This is a genomic window from Rhodopirellula sp. UBA1907, assembly GCF_002337565.1.
In the GTDB taxonomy this organism is placed as follows: Bacteria; Planctomycetota; Planctomycetia; order Pirellulales; family Pirellulaceae; genus Rhodopirellula; species Rhodopirellula europaea.
In genome coordinates, this window is record NZ_DDGH01000048.1 from 161813 (window position 1) to 179792 (window position 17980).

A 17980-nucleotide genomic window follows, 5' to 3' on the forward strand; every position below is an offset into this window, starting at 1 on the left:
GTCACGATGCGACAATCGTTCTACGATCGCAATGCGGTTCCGATTTCTCGCGGACAAGCCCGCTTTGTCGACGAGCACACAATCACGATCGACAACGGCGAATTGATCACGGCGGGCGCGTTTGTGATCTCGACCGGATCACGTCCTTACCGTCCCAAAGGCGTCGACTTTTCACATCCGAGAATCTTCGACAGCGACACGATTCTGGAAATGAAAGACAAGCCATCGTCAATCACGGTGTATGGCGCTGGGGTGATCGGAACCGAATACGCTTCGATGTTTCGTAACCTCGGCATCAAAGTTAATTTGATCAACACGCGAGACAAGCTGTTGGAGTTCTTGGATGACGAGATCATTGACGCGTTGTCGTATCACCTGCGCGATCAAGGCGTCATCATTCGTCACAACGAGACGATGGAGAGCATCGAAGGACTGGATGACGGCGTGATCTTGCGTCTCAAAAGCGGCAAGGTGCTCAAGACCGATGTGTTCTTGTGGGCCAACGGTCGACAAGGCAACACAGATGACTTGGGCCTGAACAACCTTCCAATCGAAGCCAACAGTCGCGGTCAAATCGTCGTTGACGAGCATTTCCAAACCTGTTTGCCTCACATCTATGCCGTCGGCGATGTGATTGGAATTCCTTCGCTGGCCAGCGCTGCTTACACACAGGGGCGTGCTGCGGGGATGCATTTGCTGGGACGAGTTGATGGCAATTTGCGACTCAACGACATTCCAACGGGGATCTACACCAGTCCCGAAATCAGCTCGGTCGGTTCGACTGAACGTGAATTGACTGAACGATGCGTTCCGTATGAAGTCGGCCAAGCTCAATTCCGATCGCTGGCTCGTGCTCAGATCACCGGTGAAACCACCGGCATGTTGAAACTGTTGTTTCATCGTGAAACCAAGGAGATCCTCGGCGTGCACTGTTTCGGTGCCAATGCGTCGGAGATCATTCACATTGGCCAAGCGATCATGAATCAACCGGGAAGGCAGAACACGATCGATTACTTCATCGAAACGACGTTCAACTACCCAACGATGGCCGAAGCGTATCGAGTCGCGGCATTGAATGGGCTCAACCGGCTTTTTTGATCATGAGCGAACCTGGCACGGAATCCATACCCGAATCGACTGGCGATCAGCTCGCCCGCAAACGAAATGACTTGGCGGTGATCCGGACGGATCTTGCTAACGAGCGAACGTTGCTGGCGTATCTGCGAACGTCATTGATGATGGTGGGAACCGGGGGAACTCTGATCAAATTCTTCGGCGAGTCTCGCGAATTATTGATTGCCGGTTACGGCGCGATCGGTATCGGCGCGGTCGTGCTGTTGGCAGGGTTCGTTCGTTTTTTCCAAACAATGCGTCGTGTGCGATCGGATTGCCAGTGATCGCGGTCAAACGCCCGCGAACATCAGCGAGTCTTCGATGACCGCTTCGAACTCGGTTTCGGTCAGCTCAAGTAAATCCTTGAGCCGACCGAGCTGTCGGATCTTGGCATCTGAGACATCTTCTTCGCACGACGAGGCCGCCAGGAACATCGCTTGTAGAGCAAGCAAACGCTGTTGCATGTTCCAACGTTTGGAAACGGTCATGACATAGTTGTGCGTTTCGATGCCCGAATGCATGGCGACTGAGCACAGCCGTCCCAATTCTTCTCGAGAGATTGGATTTTCCAGGATCACTCCGCTGATTCGAAGCAGTGACTGGATCTCGGCCTCGGAGATTTCTTCGTCTTCCAGCGTCATCAAAACGCAGGACCGGATCGCTTCGTTGCGAAACTGGTTTTCGCGAACTTGTTCGTGCGTGCGTTGGTCGATGTGCAGAACGCTGAGATCCCAAGGCGATTTGCAGTTGTCGCACTGAATGAACGGTTCGGGGGCACTGATTGGAATGACCGGGATGAAATACAGCGTCAAAAACGTGCGTTTGGAACGCTGGCGGTAACCCTGGATGGATTCGCAGGTGGGACAGTAGAACTCCCCCCGTTCCAGGGTCCGAGTCAACTGCATGGTGCTGATGAAAATCATGTTCTTTCTCGGTCCGTTGTCATCGATGCCGGCTCTTTGGCACTCCTGGCGACAATCGCGAATGGATTGATCTACAGTCGAGATGTCGATCGTGCCGATTACAACGATACCGAAAATACTTTCCTCGTGCTTTCGGACGGTGTCTTCGAACCATATCGCATCGTTGAAACATGTCACTACTTCCCGTCGCAACCAATCGTACGAGCACGCCGCTGCAGAACCAGCGGTTGATGTTCCAGCTCAACAGCGACCAATTGGCGATCCAACGTCAGTACGATCAGCTTAGCACTGGTCGTCGTGTGTTGAGCATTAGCGATGATCCGGCAGCGGCATCGCGAGCGATTGGTCTGCAGCGAGGAGTTTCACGCACCGATCAGTTGGTTCGCAACGCGAGTGCCGCCGAGGCATTTTACCAATCCGCGGACGTGACGCTCAGCAAAGTCGACACCGCGATTATCGAAGCACGTGGTGCTGCGGTGGAGGCCGCGCAAAGCGTTTTGTCCGAGGACCAGCGTGAAGCGTTGGCGATGACGATTCGCCAGCAAATGGAACAAATCGTGAGTGCCGGAAACGGCATGTTCACCGACCACCAACTGCTCGGGGGCGTTCTACAAACCGAGTCGGCGTTGGAACACATCAGCGGCACGGTTCGTTTCAACGGCAACCAAGCCATTGGACAAACCAAGCTCGGCGATGGAACTCGTACAGAGTTCACGGTCACCGCCGCGTCCGCGATCGGGCTTGGTGAACCGTTTATCGAAGGAAGTTCGTTGGGGGCGGCTCTCAACGCGGACACTCGTTTGATCGACATGAAACAGGGCGAAGGCGTGCAAGCCGGCGTGTTGACTGTTTCGGACGGCGACAACTTCGTGGAACTCGATCTGCGACAGGCGGCAACGATTGGTGACGTCGCCGACATCTTGCGTTCCGCGGATCTGGACGGGCGATCGTTGTCAGTGACGTTGGGTGCGGATTCGATCACGGTTCAGTACGCGGACGGTTTGCCGGGAACTCTGGCAATCAAAGACGCCCCCGGCAGTCGTCTGGCATCGGATTTGTTGATTTCCAACCCCGACGGTTTTCGACCTCCTCCGTTGATTGGCGATCGTTTGTCGCCTCAAGTGACCGCGGGGACTCCATTGGCTGACCTCAACAACGGCGCGGGCCTGGATTTGTCCGACGGATTGGTCATCGATCGTGGAACAGAACGTTTCAACATCGATTTTTCGGATGCTGAAACGATTGGCGACGTCGTCATCGCAATCAACCGAAGCGATGCCGAAGTCAGAGCGGTGCTGAACGAAACGCAAGGCAGGATCGAGCTGCACGCGCTGCGTTCGGGAGTTGATTACAGCATTGGCGAGAACGGTGGGACGGCGGCGTCGGAGTTGGGCATTCGGACCGCAACCGAAGACACTTTGATCAGCGATTTGGCTCGCGGACGAGGATTGAACTTCAATCCAGCCGGTCCGGATTTGGTGATTACTCGACCGGATGGTGTCGAGTTGGAGCTGGAGCTGGAAGATGTTGCGACGGTGGGCGACGTCATCAATTTGGTTCGCAATCATCCAGACAATCAAGATACACTTCGCGTTCAAATCACGTTGAATGACGTTGGGAACGGTTTGCGACTGACGGCGCCTCCGGGGGCCGATCCGATTCGAGTCACCCAACCGGGGTTGAGTGATGCGGGTACCTATTTGGGATGGATCCCCGAGGCTGCCACGGCCGCCGAAGGCGAATTGGACGGGAGTTTTGCTGTCCTAAACGGTCGTGATTATCAGCCTCGTGATGCCGGCGGCGCGATCGACACGCTATTGCGGCTCGAGCAAGCGGTTCGTGACGGGGATATCTCGGAGATCGGCCGACTTCAGGCTCGCTTGGATTTAGATCTCGACGACAGCACGCGAACACGCGGACGGGTTGGGGTTTGGCATTCCGCTCTGCAGGACTCACGCACCGCGGTGGAGAACGAAAACGTTTTACTGCAATCGCAATTGTCTGACGCAATGGATGCTGATTTGGCGGTCGTGATCAGTGAACTGCAGGCGCGTCAGGTCGCGTTGGAAGCTTCCATGCGATTCGTTGGGCAAACGTCGGGCATCACTGTTCTGAACTACCTGTAGTCAACTGGCTCCGTTGGAGAGCGGTCGGGGGGTTGATGTCAGGAAATTCCGGTTGTGACGGCTGGAGCGAATTTCCGCTTTTTTTCGATTGTTCAGTGAACTGGCATCGTCAGGTGGTCGATGAAACTATCGACGGAGAACCCGATGGAACCGTTTGGGACAGGACCGGTCCCGAATACCAAAAAATTCGACGAGTGGAATCAAGTCATGCGGATCGACAGTCATCGCTTCGGCACGTTGGAACTCAACGCCGATCAGTTGTTTTTGTTCCCGCAGGGTTTGATCGGAATGGAATCGCTTCATCAGTGGGCGCTCATTCCCGATCCTGACAATGCATCAGTTGCGTGGCTGCAAAGTGCCGCCCGTGGTGATCGGGCATTGGCCGTGATCAGCCCACGGGCGTTCTTCCCTGATTACCGCGTTCACATTGGTCGCCGTGATTTGTCGAGCTTGCACCTGACGTCCGGCTCGGAAGTCTATGTGATGACCACCGTCGCCGGACATGTCGGGAAACTGACGACCAACCTGCGTGCTCCTTTGATGTTGAACTTGGATCGCCGCTTGGGTTGCCAGGTCATCACAAACGACGATCGTCCTATGCGACAGGCATTGCCAACCGTGGCGGCTGAATCGGCCAAGCCACTGCCGACGTCGCAGGTTCGAGCCGCCTGAGCCGACTCGACGCATCACAATATAAAAGCAAATGGCGAGCACTCACTGTGCTCGCCATTTTTCGTTGTCATGCAGTACAGCGATGACCAGGCGGCAAAAGAGTCCGCTCGGGTCGCCCGGGCCGTCTGGAGAGCTCGGAGAACGCGTGGAGTGAACCTGCACCAGTGAATCGGTGTCCGGATCCGGTGTTGGGGATCGGTGGGCGTTGCAAACGGGGTACCAAGTCGAATCGGCACGACCGGCACGTGCCGACCTTCTGACCGATGCGTGAACTATTCCATGCGGTGGGTCGATGAGTGGTGTACGCGAGGCGAAACAACGGGTGTTGTTTCATCAGGTGAACCTCGTCCGAAACTTTGCGATGGAATGCAACAACTCTCGGCAATGGACTGCCGCCGTGAACACATTGAAATTCCTGACGAATTGATTCGAAAGCTCTCCCACTCCGACAACTTAAGCCGAGGACACCATGCTCGTCCTTTCCCGACACCGCGACGAAAGCATCATGATTGGTGACGATGTGGTCGTAACCATCGTTGATATCCGAGGCGACAAAGTGCGTCTGGGGATTGAAGCTCCACAAGCGATTCCAGTGCACCGCCAGGAAGTCTACGACGCGATTCAGCGAGAAAATCGCCGCGCGTCGCAAACAGGTGCAGGAGCCACGAAAGACGTTCGTCCACCTCGCGACTGAACGCCATCAGAAGCGATGTTTCGCGAAAATGCCCGGTGGGTGTTTTCGTCGAACATCAACGAGTCGTTGGATCGTCCGTCGTGGGTGACGGATGAATCCATTGGCGGTCGCCTGATTCAAATCGTTCCTGTTTCCAAATCGGAACGTCTTTTTTCAAGCGATCCATGATGGTGGCAACCGCATCGAGTGAGGCGACTCGGTGAGAACTGCTGCATCCGACGATCACGCTGGCTTGTCCAATCGGGACAACGCCCAGGCGGTGCAAAATCACGACCCGGTGCAAGGTGAAATCCTGCACGGCGTTGTGAGCAAGCTCTTTGAGTTGCTTGACCGCCATTTCGCGATGGGCCGTGTACGAAAGTTCTTTCGTGACGGTCACGCGATCGCCCTGAACCGTTTTGCGGCGAGTCACTCCATGGAACCAAAGCATCGCACCCGCGTCGGGGTGTGCTAGCCATGGTTCTTCGGAGGACGTCGCGGCAACCATGGGTTCCAACGGTTCGTCCGTCAAACAGACGTGAACGGAATCGAATTCTTCGTCGGTGGTGGATTGGGCAGGCACGATCAACCGCCACTGACCGGTGGAATCAAAGCGACTTCCGCACCTGACGGAATCACGTGGTCGGACGACACATATCGCTGGTCGATGGCCAAGCGTGATCTTCGAGCCAATGGTGCCAAAGCCGCATGCTGGTCGGCCAGCTGTTTCATCAACTCGCTGGCAGTGATGTGATCGTGCGATTGGACGATCACGCGATCTGCGCCGTCGGCAGCCTCGCTGGCACCGGCGAACAGCAACACTTCGATCATTCGCGGCTCATTCATGCTTGGACGCTTCCTGGGGTTGAAGTTTTGCCCCGCAAGTTCAACGCTGGCAATCGACCATAGGAATGCGCCAACAGCTTCAGCGGGTGAATGGCTTCGTAATCACCGCCGTGCTCCATCTGCAATTTGCACGCACTGCATTCGGTCGTCGGAGCGCTGGTGGTGGCTTTGCGAACGGTAGAGACCATCGGCCATCCAATCCGCAAACTGTTGCGATAGTTCTTCCGCTGCAGCCCCCAAGTCCCCGCCATTCCGCTGCAACCTTTCGCGACAACGTCCACTTCCAGTTCCGGAATCAAACGCATCAAGTTGGCTGCCGCGGTGTCACTGTGCAGAACCCGACTGTGGCACGGTTGGTGATACAACATTCGATGTCGAACGGGTTCGAACTCCAACGTCAGACGCTTTTCTTGGTGCAATGACCATAGGTAGTGGCAAGCTTCGAAACTGTGTTCGGCGACCAGGTGAGCGTCTTCTGTGTCGAGCAGGTTTGGGTATTCGTGTTTCAAACACAAGGCAGCAGCCGGTTCGGTTGCCAGGACCGTGTAACCTTGCCTGACCGCATCGGCCAACAAGCGAACGTTACGCTTGGCCACTCTGCGTGCGCCCTTCAGGTCGCCCGCGGTGATGCGTCCCATTCCGCTCAAACTTTGTCCAGTCGGAACATAGAACCCAATGCGATTGTGCTGAAGGATTTCGGCCAAAGCACGACCAATTTCCGGATCGTGATAATTCGCGAAATGGTCGACGAAGTAGACGACTTTCAATCCGCCGGCCGGGGAGGCTCGGTCCCATCGTCGCCGTACCGCGTATCGGACGAATGATTCACTGGCCAGCAACGGGATTTCGCGAGAAGCGGACAAGCCGAGGGCTCGTTCGGCAAACCATCGAAGCGATCGTCGTCGAAGCATCCAATTCGAAAGCCAAGCAACACGTGATCCGAGTGCGGCCAACATGTCGATTCGGCCGATCAACCAATCCGACAAAGTCAATCCGTTGGTGGCGACGTACTGAGCTTTGATTTCGCCGACGACTTTTGGAATGTTGACCGAGGCAGGACACTCCACGCGACACGAGTGACAATTGAAGCACAGGTCGGCGACAGCTTTGGCTCTTTCTCCAGTGAGCTCTGAAACGGGCAGTTGTCCGCTCAGGACTCCTCTCAACAAGTTGGCCTTCGCTCGCGGAGAGGCTTCTTCGACGGAAGTGATACGGAACATCGGACACTGCCGTTCATCCGACGCGTCGGCGCGGCAGCGAGCACATCCGTTGCAGGCACGCGTGGTCGTCGTGATTGGGGCTCCGCCCGGCCAATGTTGCAACACTTCCAACTGAGGCGCCGGTTGGTGCGGCATCATGGAAGCGACCCATTTGGTCGGCTGTTGATCGTCCGGCGATTGGTCTTCCGACGAAGCCGCATCCTGAGCTGGCTCCGTTTTGGGCTCATCTGGTGCGATCCCTTTTGCCGCCTTGGCGGGCTGAGAAGCGTTGGGTTCACTGCTTGTGTTTTCCGTTGTCATCGGCAGCGACGACGGGATCACGCTGCGTCCGGAGGCGACGATTTCGATCGTTTGATCCAGCGGTCTCAGATTCTCATCCGGCTTTTGCAGCACGGCACCAAATAGCTTGCCGGGATTGAAACGGTGATAGGGGTCAAACAATCGTTTGACTTGCCCCATCGCTTGCCAAAGTTCGCCCGATTGTTTTGGCATCAAGTAAGAACGGCTGAGCCCGGCGGCGTGTTCCACCCCGATTTGGCCGCCGCGGTCCCACACGACGCTGGCAATTTCTTCGCTGAGTGGACGGATCTTTCGACGGTCGTCTTCCTTCTGCAAATCCAGCATTGGACGAACATGCAATTGACCGTGACCGGCGTGGGCAAAAATGGTCGCGGTGGTTTGATGTCGCTTGAGAACGTTCTGAACGGCGACCACCATTTCGGGCAATTGGTCAGGCGGCGAATGAATGTCTTCGACAAACGGCAAAGGCATCTGTGTGCCACGCACTCGATATTGCCGCGGAATCACTCGTCGAAACAACGTCCAATAAAGATCGCGAATTTCATCCCGAATGGTGTCTTCGGATTGGAACGCGGCATCGTGACCACTGGAAATCGATTGTCGCAAAATCGCAAGTCGATCATAAAGGTCCCCAAGTGATTCCCCTTGGATCTCAACGAGCATTGCTGCTTCAGCTTCGCGAGGCACCAAATCCGCAAAACGCTTTTCGCCTTCGCGTGCGATTTGAAGGAGGCGGCGGTCCATCACATCACATGCGATTGGGCCGTGCTCGAGCGCCGACACGGCGGCACGCGTGGCCGAATCGAGTCGGTGGAAGAAGAACAACACCACGCCGCGGTGCGCCGGGGTCGCTTCGGTGCGAACCGTGGCATCCACCATCAGGCCCAAGGTGCCTTGAGAGCCACTGAAGAATTTCGCCAGGTCGACTCTGTTGTTGGAATCGTAAAGATCGTCGAGTCGATATCCACCGCTGGCGGGCGATGCAAATGCCGTTGAGTCGATGTGGTAGTTGAATCGGTTGCGGATCTCGACCAGACCACGGGAGACTCGATTGACGAATCCCGCTTCACCGGATCGATCCAGCAGTGACGCGTTTGGGTCTCGAATCGGATCGTGATTTCCACCCTCGGTAAGCGTTTCATCATCGCTCGCCGGAACCGGGGCGTGCTGCGAAAGTTCGACCAACCGTCCATCCGCGGCGATCATCCGCAATGACAAAACGGTGTCGCGAGCCGAGCCGCTGCGCAGGTAGTGACTGCCCGAGGCATTGGTTGCGATGACGCCGCCCATCGTGGTGATCGATCGCGTGGCGGGATCAGGACCGAACCATCGCCGATGCCCTTTGAGGAATCGATTGACGCTCGACAGCGTCGCACCACTTTGAACGGTCACCTGCATCCCATCGTCCGACGGAGAGATCCGCTTCATGTGAGCGGACATGTCGACAACGATTCCGGGACCGACCGATTCTCCGGAGACGCCGCTACCGCTGCCGCGTGGATGAATCGGCAAGTCGTTTTCGCAAGCGTACTGAACCGTTGCGGAGACGTCGGCGACCGAGCGGGGACGCACGACAGCAAGCGGCCGAATTTGGTAGATGCTGGCGTCGGATGCGTACAGTTGCGTCGACACTGCGTCGCACAATACGTCGCCGGATACCAATCCGCGGAGGTCGTCGTGAAGTCGCTGGCTGTCAATGTCTCGTTGCATTGTCCCATTACGACGCCCCGTGACCGGTTCCGTCAAGATGACAGATTCAGTCGCGGCGCATTTCCGACCAGATCCAGTGGATTCCGATGGCCGCCAGTCCACCGATTCCGGCTAGGCATAGATCCTTTTGAGCGTCCCAAAGGTCGCCCTGTTGGCCGTTGTAGGCCTCCGCTTGATCAGGCGAGAACAGCATCGCGATCTGCCATTCCAAGACTTCGTAGGCGGCTCCCACGGCCATCACAACGCACAGTGACAAAAACCAACCCCAGCGTTTGGGCAGTGAAACTTTGGGATGCGATGCATCCCAGGTTTGCTTCAGCCAATCAAATGCAACCGGGACGCCAAAGCATCCCGACGCAAAATGGACCAGCCGATCGTAGTGGTTGCGTTGCCAATCGAATTGCTTCGACAAAGAGGACCCGGTCAGGGATTCCCACCAAGCGTCATAGGGCACGTTGGAGTAGATCCAACGGGCACCGATGATGTGCAGGGCGATGAACGAGATCGCACAACTGAACGCGATTGGCGACAATCGGGCGTTGCCGGTCGACCACAGCAAACCCAAAAGCATCAACACCGTCGGAGTGTGCTGTAGCCACTGCTCTGCTGGATAGAGCGCATTGCGAAGCGACAAAACCATCAGCAGGAAGGTTGTAAGCAGAACGATCTTCTGGCGGTCAACCAATGGAGCGATCAGTCTTCATTGGTTTCTTCATCCGCTGCTTTCAATTCCTCGTCAGCGTCGGAAGCTTCGCCGGTCAGTTCTCGCAAGTACGCTTTGAGGTTGTCCTTCTCGCCATCTGGCGCTGTTTCGATTGCGCGACGTTGCCACTCGATTGCGGCGTCTTTGTCATTCGCTAATGCTTTCAAATGAGCAACCGTGTCATAAGCCGGCCACAACGCTTCGTTTGACTCGTTTTCTTCCGAAGCCAATGCGGACTCCAGAGCATTCGTCGTGGTCACCAGGATCTCGTCGCTGTTGTCCCATCCCGACTCGATGGCTTCGTAGACTTCCCAAGCCCAGCGATTGATGGCAACAACATCATCTGGATTGGATTCGATCTTCTCTTCGATCAATTCCAATGCGATCTCGTTTTGTTGGGTTGCAAGTGCCGTTGGGAACCAAATCGACTTGAGTGCCGTTTCGTACCGGGTGCCTTGAAACAGGTCAGAGTGTTCTTGCAGCAGTCGCAACGTGGTTTCGTGATGTTTCGTGCGATACGCCAGGAGGATTTCACGCAGCGCCAGATCAACTTTTTGCTTGCGTTCGAATTCCTCTTTGGCCGGGCCTCGATCCCATTCGTCGTTGACCACCGCTTCCAAAGGTTCGTCCATCGACATTGGGTGTCCAATCCACTCCACGTATCCGTCCTTGCCGACGATGAACGCGGTGGGGATGCCGTTCTGAGCGGCGGCCCTCATGTAGTCTTCGTAGACCGATTCGTCCGGATCGGTGGTCAGGCTGTAAGCCGAGGTCAATTCGCCGAAGGTGATCGGCTTGGCTTCTTCTTGCACTTCTTCGTCAGTCGACGCTTCTTCATCAGATTCACCCACCTCTTCGTCAGCTTCTTCTTTGGGTTCTGGATGGCCGAGAATTTTTGGGCTGACGGGGCGTTCAAGAAAACTGGTGACGGTTTCTAAATCTTCATTGCTGATGCTCACCACACGAACACCTTCGTCTTCGTATTTGCTTTGCAGTTCGGCCAGGTGAGGCATGCTGTAGAGGCACGGTCCGCACCATGTTGCCCAAAATTCAACCACATAGACCTTGCCTGGTTCGAATTTTGACATTGGCGAAGGCGAGTCACCAACCCAGTGTTCAATATCGAGGGAAGGAGCCAACGAACCAATGGAAAGCACTTTTGCTTTCTCATCTTCAGCGGGTTCGGCGTCGGGGGCCGCCGTTTCGTCCGCTTCCGGACTGGTCTTTGCGGCAGTGATTTTCTTGGCCTCGACGGACGGCGAAGTTGTCCGATCGTCCCCCTTGGCAATCCCACCGGTACCAATCACAAAACAGCAAACAAACACACGAGCGGTCGAAAAGATTTTCACGACGAACTTCCTCGTTGGGCAAATCGAATGGAGAGTCACGGGATGACTCCTTCACGATAACAAACTGCCGCCTTCCTCATTCGCTCAAAGATTCGAAAAAATGTCCGATAACAATCTGAGGCGGTCTGATCTACTAGAGACCGCGGTCAAAGCTGCTAAGACCGGCGGCGAAATTTTGCGTCGCTATTTCGAGAATGGCGTGACTATGCGGGACAAATCCACCGATGGTGGGAAAACCTACGACCTGGTCAGCGACGCTGATTTGGAAAGTGAACAGGCGGTCGCTGCGATCATCCGAGAGTCCTACCCCGAGCACGAACTATTGGGCGAAGAGGATCTCAAAGGCGGCGATGCCAAAGCCAAACACTTGTGGGTGATCGACCCGCTCGATGGCACCAACAACTTTGCACATCACCTGCCGCACTTCGCGGTTTCGATCGCGTATTACGAATCAGGCGTTCCAATCGTCGGTGCGGTCTACAACCCAATTCGCGAAGATTTGTTTACCGCGGTTCAAGGGCAAGGTGCCTTTGAAAATGGAAACCAAGTTCGCGTGAGCGAATCAAGTTCGCTCAATCAGTCCATGATCGGCTGCGGTTTCTATTACGACCGTGGCGACATGATGCGAGCCACATTGGGGGCGATCGCGGAATGCTTCGAGAATGATATTCACGGTATCCGCCGGTTCGGCACCGCGTCACTGGATCTATGCCAGGTTGGCTGCGGCGGTTTCGATGCATTCTTCGAATACAAACTGTCGCCGTGGGACTTTGCCGCTGGTGCACTCTTCATCACCGAAGCCGGTGGAAAGATCACCACCGCAACCGGCGACACGCTGCCGTTGGAAACAACCAGCGTGTTGGCCAGCAACGGAAAAATTCACGCAGCGGTGCAAGATATCACCACCCGACATGCGTTGCCAAAGTGACTTGGTCTGGTCGGCTGCAACGTCGACATTCTTGATGTCTTGGTCGCTCAGTCGATCCAGCGTTTCATGAGATCGCCGTACGCATCGATGCGGCGGTCTCGCAGGAATGGCCAGTGCGTGCGAACGACATCGATGTCCGCAAACTGGCAATCGGCGGAAACGATTTGATCGCTTGAGCAATCGCCTTGCGAGAGAATTTCTCCCCGCGGGGAAGCGATGAAGGATGATCCCCAAAACTCGACGCGGCCTTCGATTCCGACTCGGTTGGGGGCTCCCAAATAAATTCCGTTGGCAATCGCATGGGCCCGCATTGCTGTCATCCACGCATCACGCTGGCCTTCGCCGAACTCCTCTTTCTCTTCATCGATCCAGCCAATCGCGGTTGGGTAGAGCAAGATTTCGGCGCCCGCGAGGGCAAACAGGCGAGCCGCTTCTGGAAACCACTGATCCCAGCAGATTCCCACGCCCAATTTGGCGAAGCGGGTCGGAATGACTTTGAATCCCAAGTCGCCGGGTATGAAATAGAACTTCTCGTAGTACAACGGGTCGTCAGGAATGTGCATCTTTCGATACACGCCCGCGATGCTTCCATCCGCGTCGATGACCACGGCACTGTTGTGATACACGCCTGGTGCTCTGCGTTCGAACAATGGGGCAACGATCACCACGCCCAATCGTTCCGCCACCGGTTGCAGGGCTTCGGTTGTCGGTCCCGGAATTGATTCAGCCAAATCAAAGTTGTCGTGGTCTTCGCTTTGGCACGGGTAACATGTGGCAAACAGTTCTTGCAAGCAGATGACCTGGGCACCTTCGGCGGCAGCCTTTTCAATCCATCCAATTGATGCATCGATCGACTTGTCTTTCGACCCCGCATCACGCATTTGAATCAACGACAATTTGACCGAAGAACTCATGGCAAGTCTCTATTTCGTTACGGGAACCGATACCGAGGTTGGCAAAACGTACTGCACCGCGAAAACGGTTGAGCGGTTGCGGGAATGCGGGCAACGCGTCGGGGTTTACAAACCGGTGGCCAGCGGTTGCGAGTTGCGCGCCGATGGCCAGCGGTATAGTGTCGATGCGACAACGCTATGGCAAGCGGCAGGACGCCCCAAAAACATTGATGCGGTTTGCCCGCAGCGTTTCATCGCTGCCGTGTCGCCGCCGCGTTCGGCCGCGAAAGAAGGAGCTCAGGTTGATACGCGGCGATTGCGAGATGGTTTGGCGGTTTGGTGCGACGGCGAATTCGACGTTGTCATGATTGAGGGCGCCGGCGGCTTGTTCAGTCCCATCAGCGACGATTGGTTGAACGTTGATTTGGCAACCGAGATGAAGCGGTGGAGCGATCAGAACGGTCATTCGTTTGAGCTGCTATTAGTGGCACCGGACCGACTGGGAGTCTTGCATCACGTGATCTCGACCTCGCGAGCGGCAGAAGCCGCTGGGATACCGATCACCGGATTGATTCTGAATCGAATGGATGACTCCGCGGACGATTCCACGCAAACAAATGCGGATGATTTGCGCCGATGGTGCGGGATACCGATGATCGCATCGGTGCAGCAAGCGGATGGCCCGTTGGTCGTTATTTCCGGGGCGAACGATGGAAAATCGCCCGAGGAAACGTCTCGTGAAACAGCGGGTGGTGTGAATTTTTTGAATCAAACGACAATTCGGCGTTGACACTCATTTGTCGTCGGTGGTACCCCACTTCCAACGGCAAAGACATTCCCACCGCCGTCCCACCTTCGCCCATCCAAAAGATGAGCTTTACCATCCAGACATAAGTTTCGTTGACAAGGAATCGTTTGCGGGAATGATTTCTTCGTCCGATCACTCGGGCGGAAGCATTTTTACTCGCTGCGACGGTTACTGGGTCAATCGTCTCAGCGTTTTGCTTCTCGACGAAACTTAGCTGCGCACCGGAGCGTCGTTCATCGACGCTCCGGTGCCAGGATACAAATCTTCCTCATGTCATCGAACGAACTGCCAGACGACGACCGAGAGGAAGAAAAAGATTCGCCGGAAGAAGAATCCGCCTCCGCCTCTGCCGCGGACCCGGACGAATCCAACGCTGAATCGCAGCCTGATAGCGATGAAGATGAATTGGGCGATGTCGTCGAGACGGACGACGAAGAACAACCGCCCGTGCGAGTCAGCCTGAAGGAAAGGCTGATCGCACTCTGCACGCCCACAAAACTCGGGGTGAGTATCGCGGTCGTTGCAATCATTGGGCTAGCGTGGTGGGCCACTCGGCCAATCGAACCGGTCAAACCTCCGGAAAAGCCACCCGAGCCGGAAGAACTCTACGCCCAGCAAATCGAGCAGGTTCTTAGCGGTGCGTCGACTCAGTTGCACACGACCACCTATGAAATCGACAATGAAAAGCTGCTGTTGATTCCGTTGGAAGAACTGGAAAAAGCAGCTGAACAGCGGCGGCTGAACTTGCTCGCCGATGAACAAGCCTCGGATGACGATTCGGCGACGGATGAGTCTTCCTCCGACTCGGCTCCATTGCCGCCCGGCAGTTCGCTTTCTTCCTCGGAAGAGGAGTCTGACGAACCTCAGGTGTCGGAACTTCCCAAGCTGGACACGGTGTTGATTGATGAAGGCGTGATCACAGACGAAGGCATGGCCACGATTGCGAAAATTCCGGAGCTCCGGCACTTGCGATTGCGACTTTCGCCGATCACCGACGAAGGTTTGAAACCATTGCTCGAGCGAAAATCAATTTGGTTCTTGAACCTGCCGCACAGCAGATTGACCGAAAAAGGAATTCGTTCGCTCTCGGCACTGCCAAAGCTGCGCCAGCTTCGAGTCGGATCGACCTTGTTGGGAAACGATATTGGTCGCGCGTTGCTGGAAGTGAAATCGTTGCGAGGGTTGCACCTGATTGGTGTGCCGCTTTCAGATGAAGGTCTGAAGGTGATCGTCCAGCTTCCGCACTTGGAATCTTTGTATTTGGACGACGCCGCGATTACAGAGTCGGGTTGGGATTGGTTGTTTCAAAACCATCCTCAACTACACGTGCACATCAACCAACGTCACCACGACCGCGACCCGCAGCATCACAAGCACGAGTAGGGACCAAAGTCCACCATTTCGGTACGCGTCGTACCGAAGTTCACTCGTCAGGCTGGTTGGAGCCTTCGCACTCAACAAATTCGAGTGGTTGTTGCTCGGTGGTGTCCGCGACGCGAATCGCTAGTTCACCGCGAAGGATCTTTCTAAATGCGGTGCCTACGATGTCACCACGCCATCCCTTTAGCAGCGATGGTGTGGGTGTCCCGCGACGAGGATCCAATTCGTAGGACAACAGTTCTTTGACGTCATCGGAGTTGCCAACAATCGCGGGTGCGAGTTTTTGCTGGCGGCTGATGCAAGCGATCGAGGTCGAGAGGAATTGGCTCAGCATTGGCGAAGCACTTCGTGAGCGTCCACGCGTTCGTCGCGGCAGGTGTTCGTCGGGGACATCCAAAGCAGCCGCGATGGCGGCCCCGATTTCGTCGTACTGATCGTTGTACCCACGACGTTCCATGCCACGAATGTTGCGGATCTTCTTGGTGTCGGGGGAACCCTTTTTCGCGAGTTCCACCATCAAGTCATCTCGCATCACCCGGCGAGGCAAGCGGTTCTTCGTGCGAGCGATTTCTTCGCGCCAACGCCAAAGGTGTCGGATGATCTCAAGTTGACGTGGTTTCAAACCGGAGCTGCCGCTGACACGCTGCCAGTTCTCACTTTCTTCAGCGTCGATGACTTTCTTTTGCAGCCGATCGGTTTCTTCGTTCAACCACGAAACGCGATCGAGACCTTTGACATCCGCAATTAGCTTGGAGTGCATTTCCGCAAGCGTTGTCACGTCGTGCAATGCGTAAGTCAGCTGGTCCTTTGTCAGCGGCCGATGTCGCCAATTGGTTCGCGTTTCGCCTTTGGGAAGGGTTTGCCCCACCAATTTTTGAACCAGTGTCGCCAGCGAGGCGGGGTATTCGATCCCGACAAATCCGGCGGCCAACTGAGTGTCGAACAGTCCGGCGATCGGTCGGCCCGAATAACGGTACGCGAATCGAATTTCTTCGCGAGCCGCATGAGCGATCACGACTCGGCTGCCGGGTTCGATCTGGTCGTCCGTCAGGATGTCCCAGAATGGCTTTGTGTCGCCAACGGTGTAAGGATCGATCACCGCCAAATGTTTGCCCGCAGCGACCTGGACCAAGCACAATTCGGGGCGGTAGCAGTCCTCAGAAACGAATTCTGTGTCAAAACCGATCACGGGTTCGTCCGCAATGGCATCGCAAAATTCAGCGAACTGCGAAGGCGTCTCGATGGAGTCGTAATTCACCGCGGCAAATCCGGTGTCTTGTTGGGCGACATTGATTTCACGTAAGTTGCGTTCCTGAAACGGTGTTTAGGAACATTTGAGAAACAAGTGTCGGGCATCTTTTTCCGGAGCGGCCTGCTGCGTGCTTCGCACAAAAGGTACCTGACACTTGTTTCTTGCTCATTGCTTAGACGAAGACTGTAGCTTGCCAGCCGCTTCGGGTCGATCGGATGTAGTGGTAGCTCGGATCAGAATGCCCCGAAGGAACCGAAGTGGAATCGACTTCCCCCCGCCAACGATTGGTGCTCGCAACAAGCGAAACTCGTCCTTCTTCTTTGCGGGAGGCAAGCGGGGACGCCGCTGAATTGCTAGTCAGTGTTCGGGATCTGGGGGAGGCCCGGGTGGCCGTCTCCGGGGGCGTCAATATTCTCGACTTCAAAGAGCCTTCGCGTGGAGCTTTGGCCGCATGCGATCCAAGTGTATGGAAGTCAGCCGTCAGTGAATTTGTCGGTGAAGCACCAGCGGATCGCACTGTCCGTTTGTCAGCGGCGCTGGGTGAGTCCGACACGGGAGCCAAATTGTCCGCACACGTTCCATCCGAGTTCTCTTTTGCAAAGGTCGGTCCGAGCGGTTGCTCAACCGCACCGAAACTGACTGGGCTTTGGGAGTCGATCCGACTGCCACAACCAGTCGAATTGGTGCCGGTCGCGTACGCGGATCACATTGCCGCTGGGGCGATGTCCGCCGAAGGAGTGCTCAACGCCGTGATCCAAACAGGGCGTCATCGATTGTTGATCGATACGTTCGGAAAAGACGGGCGAACGCTAACGGATCATATGTCGATTGATCGGCTGAGATCACTTCTTTGCGTAGCGATTGAGCACAGCGTTTGGATCGCTCTGGCGGGATCATTGCGGTTGCGAGAGATGCGTTCGCTCGGGACTGCCGGCGTGCGTCCGAATTGCTGGGGCGTTCGTGGGGATGTCTGCGACCAGCGCGATCGGACCGGGCAGATGGACTTGCGCAAGGTCACCGCATGGAGAAGGGCGATCGGATCTCCGGCGAACTGAGGTCGTTTGTATTTGCCAGTGGCGCATGA

Annotated in this window: 17 protein-coding genes; 9 read left to right on the forward strand and 8 right to left on the reverse strand. The window is 55.8% G+C overall.

The features are described 5' to 3' along the window. Both sthA and B2R17_RS10525 read left to right on the forward strand, forming a co-directional pair. Nucleotides 1-1098 (forward strand): Si-specific NAD(P)(+) transhydrogenase (gene sthA, locus B2R17_RS10520; RefSeq protein WP_286763942.1); only part of this gene is annotated, 1098 nt, incomplete at its 5' end. A 2-nt stretch (nucleotides 1099-1100) separates the two neighbouring features. After that, nucleotides 1101-1397 carry a DUF202 domain-containing protein gene (locus B2R17_RS10525; protein WP_286763943.1) on the forward strand — a complete coding sequence of 99 codons (297 nt, stop codon included), beginning with the start codon at nucleotides 1101-1103 and terminating at the stop codon, nucleotides 1395-1397. A 6-nt stretch (nucleotides 1398-1403) separates the two neighbouring features. On the opposite strand, the gene B2R17_RS10530 is transcribed toward B2R17_RS10525, so the two are convergent. Then, a complete protein-coding gene (locus tag B2R17_RS10530) occupies nucleotides 1404-2036 on the reverse strand; it encodes a zinc ribbon domain-containing protein (protein WP_286763944.1) in 633 nt (210 codons plus the stop codon). Between the two features lie 170 nt (nucleotides 2037-2206). Here B2R17_RS10530 and B2R17_RS10535 point away from each other — a divergent pair, with 170 nt between their 5' ends. From B2R17_RS10535 to csrA, 3 genes are all read left to right on the forward strand, one after another. Continuing rightward, on the forward strand, nucleotides 2207-4162 hold the full coding sequence (locus B2R17_RS10535) for a flagellin hook IN motif-containing protein (protein WP_286763945.1): 1956 nt from the start codon (nucleotides 2207-2209) through the stop codon (nucleotides 4160-4162). 207 nt (nucleotides 4163-4369) lie between these two features. Continuing rightward, complete coding sequence (fliW, locus tag B2R17_RS10540; RefSeq protein ID WP_037250468.1) at nucleotides 4370-4834, forward strand: flagellar assembly protein FliW; 465 nt, start codon at nucleotides 4370-4372, stop codon at nucleotides 4832-4834. A 469-nt stretch (nucleotides 4835-5303) separates the two neighbouring features. Next, entirely contained in the window at nucleotides 5304-5528 is a 225-nt protein-coding gene (gene csrA, locus B2R17_RS10545; RefSeq protein ID WP_007325270.1) for a carbon storage regulator CsrA, read from the forward strand. Nucleotides 5529-5583: 55 nt separating this feature from the next. On the opposite strand, the gene B2R17_RS10550 is transcribed toward csrA, so the two are convergent. The 5 genes from B2R17_RS10550 to B2R17_RS10570 are packed head-to-tail and all read right to left on the reverse strand — an operon-like array spanning nucleotide 5584 to nucleotide 11635. Continuing rightward, nucleotides 5584-6090: a molybdopterin synthase catalytic subunit gene (locus tag B2R17_RS10550; protein ID WP_286763946.1), complete on the reverse strand. Its 507-nt coding sequence runs from the start codon at nucleotides 6088-6090 to the stop codon at nucleotides 5584-5586. A 2-nt stretch (nucleotides 6091-6092) separates the two neighbouring features. Next, the gene (locus tag B2R17_RS10555) at nucleotides 6093-6353 is read right to left on the reverse strand and encodes a MoaD/ThiS family protein (protein ID WP_286763947.1); all 261 of its coding nucleotides are present in this window, start codon (nucleotides 6351-6353) and stop codon (nucleotides 6093-6095) included. Further along, on the reverse strand, nucleotides 6350-9583 hold the full coding sequence (locus B2R17_RS10560; protein ID WP_286763948.1) for an FAD-binding and (Fe-S)-binding domain-containing protein: 3234 nt from the start codon (nucleotides 9581-9583) through the stop codon (nucleotides 6350-6352). Before B2R17_RS10560 ends, B2R17_RS10555 begins: the two co-directional genes overlap by 4 nt. 46 nt (nucleotides 9584-9629) lie before the next feature. Continuing rightward, nucleotides 9630-10268, reverse strand: a complete 639-nt coding sequence (locus B2R17_RS10565) for a DUF2238 domain-containing protein (protein WP_286763949.1) — start codon at nucleotides 10266-10268, stop codon at nucleotides 9630-9632. Nucleotides 10269-10276: 8 nt separating this feature from the next. Continuing rightward, nucleotides 10277-11635, reverse strand: a complete 1359-nt coding sequence (locus tag B2R17_RS10570; protein ID WP_286763950.1) for a redoxin domain-containing protein — start codon at nucleotides 11633-11635, stop codon at nucleotides 10277-10279. A 100-nt stretch (nucleotides 11636-11735) separates the two neighbouring features. Here B2R17_RS10570 and B2R17_RS10575 point away from each other — a divergent pair, with 100 nt between their 5' ends. Further along, entirely contained in the window at nucleotides 11736-12563 is an 828-nt protein-coding gene (locus B2R17_RS10575) for an inositol monophosphatase family protein (RefSeq protein WP_286763951.1), read from the forward strand. Nucleotides 12564-12610: 47 nt separating this feature from the next. Here B2R17_RS10575 and B2R17_RS10580 read toward each other — a convergent pair whose 3' ends face one another. After that, the gene (locus B2R17_RS10580; protein ID WP_286763952.1) at nucleotides 12611-13477 is read right to left on the reverse strand and encodes a carbon-nitrogen hydrolase; all 867 of its coding nucleotides are present in this window, start codon (nucleotides 13475-13477) and stop codon (nucleotides 12611-12613) included. Between B2R17_RS10580 and bioD the strand changes: the two genes are divergently transcribed. Then, a complete protein-coding gene (gene bioD / locus B2R17_RS10585; protein ID WP_286763953.1) occupies nucleotides 13476-14246 on the forward strand; it encodes a dethiobiotin synthase in 771 nt (256 codons plus the stop codon). The genes B2R17_RS10580 and bioD overlap by 2 nt on opposite strands. A 288-nt stretch (nucleotides 14247-14534) precedes the next feature. Further along, nucleotides 14535-15647 (forward strand): adenylate cyclase, encoded by a 1113-nt coding sequence (locus B2R17_RS10590; protein ID WP_286763954.1) that lies wholly within the window; start codon nucleotides 14535-14537, stop codon nucleotides 15645-15647. A 40-nt stretch (nucleotides 15648-15687) separates the two neighbouring features. On the opposite strand, the gene B2R17_RS10595 is transcribed toward B2R17_RS10590, so the two are convergent. Further along, nucleotides 15688-16902, reverse strand: a complete 1215-nt coding sequence (locus B2R17_RS10595; RefSeq protein WP_008661199.1) for a ribonuclease D — start codon at nucleotides 16900-16902, stop codon at nucleotides 15688-15690. A 251-nt stretch (nucleotides 16903-17153) separates the two neighbouring features. Here B2R17_RS10595 and B2R17_RS10600 point away from each other — a divergent pair, with 251 nt between their 5' ends. Further along, a complete protein-coding gene (locus B2R17_RS10600) occupies nucleotides 17154-17951 on the forward strand; it encodes a (5-formylfuran-3-yl)methyl phosphate synthase (protein ID WP_286763955.1) in 798 nt (265 codons plus the stop codon). Nucleotides 17952-17980 lie beyond the last annotated feature (29 nt).